The 283-nt window shown below is 55.1% G+C and carries 1 pseudogene; it reads left to right on the top strand.

Going from position 1 to position 283, the window contains the following annotated elements:
• Positions 1 to 283 (top strand): annotated as a pseudogene (locus AC0L3U_RS39250) (hypothetical protein); the annotation flags it as partial.

Below are 283 nucleotides of genomic sequence, written 5' to 3'. Positions count from 1 at the left end.
CAAATCGATGTGTCGGATTTTTTTGCCGGAACCATGTTTTTCATACGTCTGGATGCATTGGCCCCGCTGGAGCGCATGCGTCTGACGGCAGCCGATTTCGAAACTGAATGCGGCCAACTCGATGGCACACTCGCCCACGCTTTCGAACGTTTTTTCGGCGTACTGGGAAATCTCGGCAAACAGCAGCGCAACAACCACCTTTATAAGCGCTGGCTGGAAACCCGACAACTGTCCACCACCGAGTTCGAAGGGTTGCCGGCACGACTGGCGAGCTGGTCACATC

The sequence above is a fragment of the Bradyrhizobium sp. Kon69 genome (assembly GCF_055807515.1).
The sequence above is the reverse complement of the archived record's forward strand: the minus strand, read 5'-3'. Positions and strand labels throughout refer to the sequence as shown.